This is a genomic window from Agromyces litoreus (assembly GCF_040496015.1).
Lineage (GTDB): Bacteria > Actinomycetota > Actinomycetes > Actinomycetales > Microbacteriaceae > Agromyces > Agromyces litoreus.
This window is the reverse complement of the sequence record NZ_JBEPKA010000007.1, coordinates 131996-143085: the sequence shown is the minus strand read 5'-3', so window position 1 is coordinate 143085 and position 11090 is coordinate 131996. Positions and strand designations below refer to the sequence as shown.

Annotated in this window: 11 protein-coding genes; 10 read left to right on the top strand and 1 reads right to left on the bottom strand. The window is 71.1% G+C overall.

All coding sequences use genetic code 11. The annotated features are described in order from the left end of the window. The 7 genes from ABME01_RS07700 to ABME01_RS07670 all read left to right on the top strand — a co-directional run. Nucleotides 1–1275 (top strand): ATP-binding cassette domain-containing protein (locus ABME01_RS07700; protein WP_353827795.1); only part of this gene is annotated, 1275 nt, incomplete at its 5' end. Between the two features lie 32 nt (nucleotides 1276–1307). Then, complete coding sequence (gene mmsB / locus ABME01_RS07695; RefSeq protein ID WP_353827794.1) at nucleotides 1308–2552, top strand: multiple monosaccharide ABC transporter permease; 1245 nt, start codon at nucleotides 1308–1310, stop codon at nucleotides 2550–2552. 159 nt (nucleotides 2553–2711) lie between these two features. Further along, nucleotides 2712–4316, top strand: a complete 1605-nt coding sequence (locus ABME01_RS07690; protein WP_353827793.1) for a xylulokinase — start codon at nucleotides 2712–2714, stop codon at nucleotides 4314–4316. Nucleotides 4317–4397: 81 nt separating this feature from the next. After that, nucleotides 4398–5921, top strand: coding sequence for an L-arabinose isomerase (araA, locus tag ABME01_RS07685; protein WP_353827792.1), 1524 nt, complete (start codon nucleotides 4398–4400; stop codon nucleotides 5919–5921). Nucleotides 5922–5932: 11 nt separating this feature from the next. Further along, the gene (locus ABME01_RS07680; protein ID WP_353827791.1) at nucleotides 5933–7021 is read left to right on the top strand and encodes a LacI family DNA-binding transcriptional regulator; all 1089 of its coding nucleotides are present in this window, start codon (nucleotides 5933–5935) and stop codon (nucleotides 7019–7021) included. Between the two features lie 206 nt (nucleotides 7022–7227). After that, complete coding sequence (locus ABME01_RS07675; RefSeq protein WP_353827790.1) at nucleotides 7228–8076, top strand: gamma-glutamylcyclotransferase; 849 nt, start codon at nucleotides 7228–7230, stop codon at nucleotides 8074–8076. Between the two features lie 60 nt (nucleotides 8077–8136). Continuing rightward, nucleotides 8137–8715 carry an HhH-GPD-type base excision DNA repair protein gene (locus ABME01_RS07670; RefSeq protein WP_353827789.1) on the top strand — a complete coding sequence of 193 codons (579 nt, stop codon included), beginning with the start codon at nucleotides 8137–8139 and terminating at the stop codon, nucleotides 8713–8715. Nucleotides 8716–8738: 23 nt separating this feature from the next. Here ABME01_RS07670 and ABME01_RS07665 read toward each other — a convergent pair whose 3' ends face one another. After that, nucleotides 8739–9575 (bottom strand): alpha/beta fold hydrolase, encoded by an 837-nt coding sequence (locus tag ABME01_RS07665; protein WP_353827799.1) that lies wholly within the window; start codon nucleotides 9573–9575, stop codon nucleotides 8739–8741. Nucleotides 9576–9642: 67 nt separating this feature from the next. Here ABME01_RS07665 and ABME01_RS07660 point away from each other — a divergent pair, with 67 nt between their 5' ends. From ABME01_RS07660 to nrdI, 3 genes are all read left to right on the top strand, one after another. Further along, the gene (locus tag ABME01_RS07660; protein ID WP_353827788.1) at nucleotides 9643–9813 is read left to right on the top strand and encodes a hypothetical protein; all 171 of its coding nucleotides are present in this window, start codon (nucleotides 9643–9645) and stop codon (nucleotides 9811–9813) included. 527 nt (nucleotides 9814–10340) lie between these two features. Beyond that, nucleotides 10341–10574 (top strand): glutaredoxin-like protein NrdH, encoded by a 234-nt coding sequence (gene nrdH / locus ABME01_RS07655; protein WP_353827787.1) that lies wholly within the window; start codon nucleotides 10341–10343, stop codon nucleotides 10572–10574. A 53-nt stretch (nucleotides 10575–10627) separates the two neighbouring features. Beyond that, the gene (nrdI, locus tag ABME01_RS07650; RefSeq protein ID WP_154347076.1) at nucleotides 10628–11056 is read left to right on the top strand and encodes a class Ib ribonucleoside-diphosphate reductase assembly flavoprotein NrdI; all 429 of its coding nucleotides are present in this window, start codon (nucleotides 10628–10630) and stop codon (nucleotides 11054–11056) included. Nucleotides 11057–11090 lie beyond the last annotated feature (34 nt).

The window sequence follows — 11090 nt, the reverse complement described above, 5'->3', positions numbered from 1 at the left end:
GTCATCATCCACCAGGAACTCGCGCTCAGCCCGTACCTGTCGATCGCCGAGAACATCTTCCTCAACAACGAGCAGACCTCCGGCGGCCTCATCGACTGGAACAAGACGAACTTCGAGGCGGCCAAGCTCCTCGCCCGGGTGGGCCTGAAGGAGAACCCGACGACGAAGATCCGAGAGATCGGCGTCGGCAAGCAGCAGCTCGTCGAGATCGCGAAGGCGCTGTCGAAGCGGGTGAAGCTCCTCATCCTCGACGAGCCGACGGCCGCCCTCAACGACGAGGACTCCGACCACCTGCTCGACCTGATCCTGCACCTGAAGGGGCAGGGCATCACGTCGATCATCATCAGCCACAAGCTGAACGAGATCAAGAAGGTCGCCGACACCGTCACGGTCATCCGCGACGGCAAGACGATCGAGACGATCGCGAAGCTGGACGTCACCGAGGACCGGATCATCAAGGACATGGTCGGCCGCGACCTCGCCCACCGGTACCCCGACCACACGCCGAACCTCGGCGAGGAGCTGCTCCGCGTCGAGGACTGGACCGCGCACCACCCGCAGGACACGAGCCGCGTCGTGGTCGACAAGGTGAACCTGCACGTGCGCGCCGGCGAGATCGTCGGCATCGCGGGCCTCATGGGCGCGGGCCGCACCGAGTTCGCGATGAGCCTCTTCGGCCACTCCTACGGGTCGCGCATCAGCGGCAAGGTGTTCCTCCGGGGTGAGGAGATCAAGACCCGCACGGTCGCCGAGGCGATCGACAACGGCATCGCGTACGCGACCGAGGACCGCAAGACCTACGGGCTGAACCTCATCGAGGACATCAAGCGCAACATCTCGATGGCGTCGCTGAAGAAGCTCGAGAAGTACGGCCTCGTGCACGACAACGAGGAGTACGCGGTCGCCAACCAGTACCGCACGTCGATGAACATCAAGGCGCCGAGCGTCCTGGTGAAGACCGGCAAGCTCTCGGGCGGCAACCAGCAGAAGGTCGTGCTGTCGAAGTGGATCTACTCGGACCCCGACGTGCTCATCCTCGACGAACCGACCCGCGGCATCGACGTCGGCGCGAAGTACGAGATCTACTCGATCATCAACCGGCTCGCCGCGGCCGGGAAGGGGATCATCGTGATCTCCTCCGAGCTGCCCGAGCTGCTCGGCATCTGCGACCGCGTGTACGCCCTCTCGGAGGGCCGCATCACGGGCGAGCTGCCCGTCGAGGAGGCCACGCCCGAGGCGATGCTCAAGCTCATGACCATGGAAAAGCCCCGCTAGCCCCCCGGCTGCCGGAACACCCAGGAGACACCATGTCGAATCCGAACCCTCCCACCATCGAGGAGTCGCACGCGGCCGGGAGCAACGTCAACCCGGTCTCGAACAAGTTCACCGACCGGCTGAGCCACGTGCTCGCCGACCTCGGACGCAACGGCATCTTCATCGCGCTCATCGCGGTGGTCGTGCTGTTCGCGTTCCTGACCGACGGCATCCTGCTGCGGCCGCAGAACATCTCGAACCTGGTCGTGCAGAACGGCTACATCCTCGTGCTCGCGATCGGCATGGTGATGGTCATCATCGCCGGCCACATCGACCTGTCGGTCGGATCGGTCGCGGCGTTCGTGGGCGCCTGCTCAGGCGTGTTCGCCGTGAACTGGGGCCTGCCGTGGTGGCTCGCCGTGCTGCTGTCGCTCGCGATCGGCGCCCTCGTCGGCGTCTGGCAGGGCTTCTGGATCGCCTACGTGGGCATCCCCGCGTTCATCGTGACGTTGGCGGGCATGCTCATCTTCCGCGGCCTCGCCCTCGTGGTGCTCGGCAACGCGAACATCGGCTCGTTCCCCACCGAGTACCGCGCGCTCGGCAACGGCTTCCTCTCGAACGTCTTCGGCGAGTTCGACCTCGATCCGCTCACGCTCGGCATCGGCGCGCTCGCGATCGTCATCCTCGTCGTGCAGCAGGTGCGCAGCCGCCGCGGCCGCGCCAAGTACGGCCAGGACGTCGAGCCGATCGCCTGGTTCATCACCAAGCTCGTGCTCATCTCGGTGGCGATCGGGTTCTTCGCCTACTCGCTCGCCTCGTACAAGGGCATCCCGATCACGCTCATCATCCTCGGCGTGCTGGTGCTCGTGTACAGCATCGTGATGAACCGCACGGTGTTCGGCCGCCACATCTACGCGATCGGCGGCAACCGCCACGCGGCCGAGCTCTCGGGCATCAAGACCCGGCGGGTCGACTTCCTGCTCTTCGTCAACATGGGCTTCCTGGCGGCGCTCGCGGGCCTCATCTTCACTGCCCGCCTGAACCTCGCGGGTCCGAAGGCCGGCGACGGCTTCGAGCTCGAGGCGATCTCCGCCGCGTTCATCGGCGGTGCGGCCGTGCAGGGCGGCGTCGGCACGATCGGCGGGGCGATCATCGGTGGCCTCATCATCGGCGTCCTGAACAACGGCATGTCGATCATGGGCATCGGCATCGAGTGGCAGCAGGCCGTGAAGGGCCTCGTGCTGCTGCTCGCGGTGGCGTTCGACGTGTACAACAAGCGTCGGTCGGGCGGGCAGTAACCCGCAGCAGTACCTCCTGAGACGGCGAGGGGCGGATGCCACGTGGCATCCGCCCCTCGTCGTGTCCGGGGCTTGGTCGCGCGGTTCGTTAGCGCTAACATGCCGAGAGTGTGAGCGCTGACGAAGCGCGGCGACGGAAGACGATGGAGACGCACGACGATGAGCGAGACCATGACCACGGATGACGCCCGAGCCGCGATCCTCGACGGGCGCACGTCCCTCGGCATCGAGCTGGGCTCCACGCGGATCAAGGCCTGCCTCGTCGGTCCCGACCCGACCGAGGTGCTCGCCGTCGGCAGCCACGAGTGGGAGAACGAGTTCGTCGACCGGCGCTGGACCTACTCGCTCGAGGCCGTCTGGTCCGGGATGCGGGCGGCGTACGCCGACCTGGTCGCCGACGTGCGGCGTCGGCACGACGTCGTGCCCGAGACGTTCGGCGCGATCGGCGTCTCGGCGATGATGCACGGCTACCTGGCCTTCGCCGGCGACGATCTGCTCGTGCCGTTCCGCACCTGGCGGAACACCTCGACCGGGCCCGCGGCCGCCGAGCTCAGCGATCGGTTCGGGGTGAACATCCCGCTGCGCTGGTCGATCGCGCACCTGCACCAGGCCGTGCTCGACGAGGAGGCGCACGTGCCGCGCATCGACTTCCTCACGACCCTCGCCGGGTACGTGCACTGGCGGCTCACCGGCCGCAAGGTGCTCGGCGTCGGCGACGCGTCCGGCATGTTCCCGATCGACTCCTCGACGGGCGACTACGACGCGACGCTGGTCGAGCGCTTCCAAGACCTCGTCGCCGACCGCGCCCCCGGCCTCGCCCTTGCCGACCTGCTGCCCGAGGTGCTCCCCGCCGGGCGGCCCGCGGGCGAGCTCACGGCCGAGGGTGCGGAGCTGCTCGACCCGACCGGGGCGCTCCGCCCCGGCATCCCCTTCTGCCCGCCCGAGGGCGACGCCGGTACGGGCATGGTCGCGACGAACGCCGTCGCCCCGCGCACGGGGAACGTCAGTGCCGGCACGAGCATCTTCGCGATGGTCGTGCTGGAGCATCCGCTCGCGAAAGCCCATGACGAGCTCGACCTCGTGACCACCCCCGCGGGCGACCCGGTCGCGATGGTGCACTGCAACAACGGTGCGAGCGAACTCGCGGCGTGGGCCGGCGTCTTCGCCCGGTTCGCCGAGACCGTCGGCGCGAAGGTCGACGGCGACGCCGTCTACGGCGCGCTGTTCCGCGAGGCGCTCGAGGGCGAGGCAGATGCCGGCGGCCTGCTCGCGTACAACCAGCTCGCCGGCGAGCCCATCGCGGGCCTCGCCGAGGGCCGGCCCATGGTCGTGCGCACGCCCGACAGCCGGCTCACCCTCGCGAACCTCATGCGGGCCCAGGTGTACGGCGTGTACGGCACGCTCGCCCTCGGCATGCGGGTGCTGCACGACGAGGGCGTCGGGCTCGACCGCATGTTCGGGCACGGCGGCATCTTCCGCACCGCGGGCGTCGCGCAGCGCTTCCTCGCCGGCGCGCTCGGCGCGCCCGTCGCCGTGGGGGAGACCGCGTCCGAGGGCGGGGCGTGGGGCATCGCGGTGCTCGCCGACTACCTCGCGCACGCCGACGGCGCCGACCTCGGCACGTACCTCGACGAGCGCGTGTTCGCCGACGCCGACGTCGACACCGTCGAACCCGACCCGGCGGATGTCGCCGGCTTCGCCGCCTACCTCGACCGCTACGCCGCCGGGCTCGCCGCCGAGGCGGCCGCCGTCGACGCGCTGTAGCGCCGGCCGGCCGCGCCATCCGCCGGCCGCGCCATCCGTCCCCGACCCCGACCGACACCGCATCACCAGAAGGACTCGCACATGACCCGCACGCCGCTCACCACCTCCCTCGACGGGGTCGAGGTCTGGTTCCTCACCGGCAGCCAGCACCTCTACGGCCCCGAGACGCTCGCGCAGGTCGCCGAGCAGTCGCGCACCATCGCCGAGACGCTCGACGCGGCATCCGACGTGCCCGTGAAGGTCGTCTGGATGCCGGTGCTGACCGACTCCGCCGCGATCAGGCAGGTCGCGCTCGAGGCGAACGCCGCGCCGAACGTGATCGGCGTCGTCGCCTGGATGCACACGTTCAGCCCGGCCAAGATGTGGATCGCCGGCCTCGACGCGCTGCAGAAGCCGCTCGCCCACCTGCACACGCAGGCCAATGTCGAGCTGCCGTGGGGCGACATCGACTTCGACTTCATGAACCTCAACCAGGCCGCGCACGGCGACCGCGAGTTCGGCTACATCCAGACCCGCCTCGGCGTGCCGCGGAAGACGATCGTCGGGCATGCCTCCGACCCGCGGGTGCAGCGCGAACTCGGCACGTGGCAGCGGGCGGCGGCCGGCCTCGCGGCATCCCGCAGCCTGAAGCTCGCGCGGTTCGGCGACAACATGCGCTACGTCGCCGTCACCGAGGGCGACAAGACCGAGGCCGAGCTGCGGTTCGGCGTGCAGGTGAACACGTGGGGCGTGAACGAGCTCGCGGAGGCCGTGCACGCGGCATCCGACGCCGAGATCGACGAGCTCGTCGCGCTCTACGAGGACGAGTACGACGTCGTGCCCGAGCTGCGACGCGGCGGCGAGCGGCACGAGTCGCTGCGCTACGGCGCCGCGATCGAGCTCGGCCTGCGCTCGTTCCTCGAGGAGGGCGGCTTCGGCGCCTTCACGACGAGCTTCGAGGACCTGGGCGCGCTCCGGCAGCTGCCCGGCCTCGCGGTGCAGCGCCTGCAGGCCGAGGGCTACGGCTTCGGCGCCGAGGGCGACTGGAAGACCGCGATCCTGGTGCGCGTCGCGAACGTCATGGGTGCCGGGCTCCCGGGCGGCGCGACGCTCATGGAGGACTACACGTACGACCTCACCCCGGGCGACGAGCTGATCCTCGGCGCGCACATGCTCGAGGTCGCGCCGTCGATCACGACCGCGAGGCCCTCGCTCGAGATCCACCCGCTCGGCATCGGCGGCAAGGAGGACCCGGTGCGCCTGGTCTTCACGGCCGACCCCGGCCCCGCCGTGGTGGTCGCGCTGAGCGACATGCGCGACCGGTTCCGCCTCACCGCGAACGTCGTCGAGAACGTCGCGCCGCGCGAGGCGCTGCCCAAGCTGCCCGTCGGCCGCGCGATCTGGAAGCCGGAGCCCGACTTCCAGACCAGCGCCGCCGCGTGGCTCACCGCGGGCGCCGCGCATCACACCGTCATGTCGACGGCGGTCGGCGTCGAGGTGTTCCGCGACTTCGCCGAGATGGCGAAGGTCGAGCTGCTCGTCATCGACGACGAGACGACGCAGCGCGGGTTCGAGCGCGAAGTACGGTGGAACCAGGCCTACTACCGACTGGCGCAGGGGCTCTGAAGGAGGACCTCGTGACCGGTGCCGACGCGGACCTCGTCGCGCCGGGCGACGCTGCGGGCGGCGGCGCTGCGGGCGGCGACGCCCGCGCCTCCGGTGCCGGCGGCGGCTTGCCGACGATGTTCGACGTCGCCCGCCGTGCGGGCGTCTCGCACCAGACCGTGTCGCGCGTGCTGAACGACCTCCCCGGCGTCGCCGCGGCGACCCGCGTGCGCGTGCGCCAGGCGATGGCCGACCTCGACTACACGCCGTCGCCCACCGCCCGGGCCATGGCCCGCCGCCGGTCCGGGTCGATCGGGCTCATCCAGGCGGGCCGGCCCGACTACGGGCCCTCGAGCGCGGCGCTCGGCTTCAACGAGGCCGCCCGCGAGGCGGGCTACGCGGTGAGCCAGGCGAGCATGCGCACGCTCGACGCCGACGTGCTCACCGAGGCCGTGCGCCGGCTCGTGCTGCAGCGCGTCGAGGCGATCGTGCTGATCTCGGGCGAGCGCGAGGGCGTCGACGTGCTGCGCGGCATCGACGCGGGCGTGCCCGTCGTCGCCGTGGCCTCCGAGGTGGAGCCCGGCATGCACCGGGTCTCGTTCGACCAGGCCGCGGGTGCCCGGCTCGGGACCGAGCACCTCATCGCGCTCGGGCACACGCGCATCGCGCACGTCGCCGGGCCCGACGACTCGATGGACGCCGCGGAGCGGCGCGGCGGGTTCGCCGAGGCACTCACCGCACACGGGCTCGAGGTGCGCGAGCCGATCCCGGGCGACTGGCTCGCGGCATCCGGCCACGCGGCGGGCCGCCGCCTCCTCGACGAGGGCTGGGCGAGCGCCGTGTTCGTCGGCAACGACCAGATGTCGCTCGGCCTGCTGCACGCGTGCCACGAGGCCGGCGTCGGCGTGCCGCGCGAGCTCAGCGTGGTCGGGTTCGACGACATCCCCGAGGCCGCGTACTTCACGCCGCCGCTCACGACCGTGCGGCAGGACTTCGACTCGCTCGGCCGCGACATCATGGCGACGGTCGCCGACGTGCTGCGCGACGAGCCCTCCGCCCCCGACCGCACCTCGCGCGTGCCGGAGCTCGTGGTGCGCGCGAGCACCGCTGCGCCGCGCTGACGCCGCGGTCGGCCCGCGAACGCGGGGCAGGACCCGCCGTCCACTCCGGCGTAGCATGAGCGCACCGGCGCACCCCGCAGCGCCGAGATCGGCCGCGTCGAACGTGGAGGTGGGGTGTGGCCAGTCCTGACGGCACGGAGCCCGATCGCGAAACCGAGTCCGGCGAACCGGAGGCGGAGCCACCAGGCTCGGGAGCCTCGCGCAGCGTGTGGACCTCGCCGTCGGGCCTGTCGGCCATCGCCGGCGTCGCCGCCGTGGTGGTCGCGGTCATCGGCATCCTCGTCGCCCTGCCGCGCGGGGACTCCGCACCCGCGCCGGCCGCCGACCTGCCGAGCTCGAGCGCCGAGGCGGGCTCGTACGTCTTCGTGTACGGCACGTCGATGCCGGGGCAGTCCCGGTACGGCGCGATCGAGGAGTACGTGCAGTCCGCCACGCGAGCCGAGGTCGACGGGCTCCTCTACGACACCGGCTACGGATACCCCGCCGGCAAGTTCGAGCCGGGCGGCGTCATCCGCGGGTTCCTCCTCGAGCTGGAGGACACGACCGCCGAGGCGTTCCTCCGGGAGCAGACCGCGCTGGAAGCGGGCCTGTTCGCACAGTCGATCGTGCAGACCTCGGCCGGCGTCGCGGCGACGGCCTGGGAGTGGATCGGCGCGACCGACGGGCTGCCGCGGATCGACGAATGGGACGGGTCGACCGGCGGCTACGGCGTGCCCGTGCCGCTCGGGGAGCTCGCCGTCGGCGAGTGCTTCGCCGATCCGCGCGACCGTACCGCGACCGTGGTCTGGTGCGAGGCGCCGCACTGGTACGAGGCGATCGTGGTCGAGCCGCTCGCCGACGGGCCGTACGACGAGGAGGCGATCGACGCGGACGCGAGCGCCCGGTGCGACGAGGCGTTCTCCGAGCTCTCGGACGCGACGCCCGGCCTCGCCGACCACCAGGTCGAGGCCTTCGTGCCCGACCGGCGCTCGTGGGAGGCCGGCGACCACGCGCTGGTCTGCGGCGTCGGCGTTCCCGGCGACGTGATCTCGGGCAGCCTGCTCTTCCCCGCGTGAGGCGCCCGCGCCGCCGACCCGGCCGCGGCGCAGGACCGGGCCCGGTGGGAGGATGGGGGCATGACGACGCTCAACATCACGGGGGATGCCGCGGCCGACGCGCTGCTCGGCGACGATGCGTTCGCGCTGCTCACGGGCATGCTGCTCGACCAGCAGGTCGCGATGGAGACCGCGTTCGCCGGGCCGGCGAAGATCCGCGACCGGGTCGGAACGATCGACCCCGTCGCGCTCGCCGACATCGACCCCGACGCCCTGGTCGACGCCTTCCGGCAGCCGCCGGCCGTGCACCGCTACCCGGGCTCGATGGCCGGCCGGGTGCAGTCGCTCGCGGTCGCCGTGCGTGACGAGTGGGGCGGCGACGCCGCCGCGATCTGGACGCAGGGCGACCCCGACGGCGCCGAGATCCTGAAGCGACTGAAGGCCCTCCCCGGCTTCGGCGAGCAGAAGGCGAAGATCTTCCTCGCGCTGCTCGGCAAGCAGTGCGGGCTCGAGGCGAGCGGATGGCGCGAGGCCGCGGGGCACTACGGCGAGGAGGGCTCGCACGCCTCGGTGGCCGACATCGTCGACCCGGAATCGCTCGCGAAGGTCCGCGCCACGAAGCAGGCCGCGAAGGCGGCGGCGAAGGCCGCGAAGAAGTAGGGCGGTCGCGAACCGGGGGCGGCTCAGCGCGGCACGTGCTCGTCGAGGAAGTCGGCGATCGCCGCGGCGAGGTCGTCCGGTTCCCAGGCGTGATCGACCGCGCGGATGTCGCGGCGCTCGGCGTGCGGCAGGGCCGTGGCGATCGCATCGGCGGCCGGCGCCATCCGATTCATCGCCTGCTCCTCGCCGACGAGCAGGAGCGCGGGCGCCTCGACCTCCCCGAGCAGCTCGGCGAGCGGGGCGGACTGCGCCCAGGCGAGGGACTCGGCATCCGCTTCGAGGCTCGGCCCGATCCGCACCATGAGCGGCCAGGCGGGGCTGCCCTTCGAGCGCTCGAGCCACTCGGGCGGCATGTCCTTCATGAAGTACTCGACCACGGCGTCGGCGTCGTCGCCCGCGATACGCTCGCGGAGACCCTCGAGGAACTCAGCGCCGTCGTCGCCCTGCTCCTCGCCGAGCGGCACCTCGAACCCGACGATCGCGGTGACCGGCAGCCCGTGCGCGGCGGCCGCGAGCGCGATCGCCCCGCCGGAGGAGTTGCCGAACAGCGCGACGCCCTCGCGGAGCTCGTGGATGCGCTCGAGCTCGGCGACGATCGCGCGCAGGTCGGCGAGCGTCTCGTGCAAGCCCATCGGCACGTCGTGCGCGCTCTCGCCGCGTCCGCGCCGGTCGTAGTTCACGACCGTGTAGCCGCGCTTCACGAGCGCGGTGGCGAGCTGCTTCGTCGCCGGGTCGAACGCGCGGAACTGGAACGCGCCGCCGACGAGGATCACGGCGGGTCCCTCGCCCTCGCGGTCGTAGGCGATCGAGGCGCCGTCGTGCGAGATCACGGTGTGCGACATGCGGTCCTTCCTTCGCAGGGGTGGGTCTGCGTCGGGGTGCTGGTCCGCCGTCAGGCTAGCTCGGTCGGGGCGGTGCGCGGTAGGGGTGGCGGATGGTGCCCTCAGCGCGACGACGACCGGGACCGCTCCAGTTCGAGGAGCGCCTCGGTGGCCCCCGGGCCTCGTCGACTGGGTCGAGGACCTCGTCTACACCGGCCTGACCTTCGTGGTCGCGACCCTCCTCCTGTTCGAGGTGTCGGGGCTCGCACTGGCCTGATCGCGCTCGCCGGATCGCCGGCAGGCGGATCCCGTCGAATCCGCCGCGACGCGCCGTGGCGACCACCACGGGAATGTCGGTGGGTGGTGGCAGCATTGCTGCCGGACGCCACCACATGTTGTGGTCGCCAGGCCGATGAGGGCCAGATGTCGGGTCGGGGGAGCCGGTATGTCGCACGAGTCCGGGAGGTTCCGGGGTCGCCGTTCCGCTGCAGCAGCGGCGCGGATGGCTCGCTCCGGGGCGCGTCGTGCGCGACACGCCGACGACACGCCCGACATCCATTCACAGGCCCATCGTGCACAGATGAGCACGCCTGTGGAGAACCGCATCGAGAGCCGCGGAAATCCGCCGATCAGGGGCGCATCGTCCTGTTGATGAACGGTGGACAACGCGGTGGAAAACTACACGGATGTAACTACATCATCTTGGGGTCGTTCCGAAGGTCAGCCACTAGATGTAGTATCGAAGAGCCAAAGCAACACCGGGGGAATCGGCTCCCTTGGAGCCAGAGAAGAGGGGTCACAGAGATGACGGTCACGGTCTACACCAAGCCTTCCTGCGTCCAGTGCAACGCCACGTACCGAGCCCTCGACAGCAAGGGCATCGAGTACGACGTGCTCGACCTGTCGCAGGACGAGACCGCGCTCGCCGCCGTCAAGGAGCTCGGCTACCTGCAGGCCCCGGTCGTCATCACCGACGAGGGCCACTGGTCCGGCTTCCGCCCCGACAAGATCGACGAGCTGGCCTCTCGGCTCGCGTAACGACTCCCGGGCGTGAACGACCGGGGGGTCGTGCAGCGCGGCCTGGAGCAGTCATGACGAACCTCATCTACTTCTCGAGCGTGTCGGGCAACACCGCCCGCTTCATCGAGAAGCTCGACCGGCCGGCGGCGCGCATCCCGCTCCATGCGAAGGATGCCGCGCTCGTCGCCGACGAGCCGTACGTGCTCGTCGTCCCCACCTACGGTGGCGGCGACGGCAAGGGCGCGGTGCCCAAGCAGGTCATCAGGTTCCTGAACGACCCGCAGAACCGCGGCCTCATCCGCGGCGTCATCGCCGCAGGGAACACCAACTTCGGTGCGGCCTACGGGCTCGCGGGCGACATCATCGCCGCGAAGTGCCACGTGCCGCACCTCTACCGCTTCGAAGTATTCGGAACACCAGACGACGTTCGCGCCGTCGACGAGGGATTGGACGCATTTTGGTCAACGCAGCAGCAGGCGCCGCAGACGACAGTGGCGTAGCGGTCATCGACGCACCGCGCTCGAGCAACTCGGG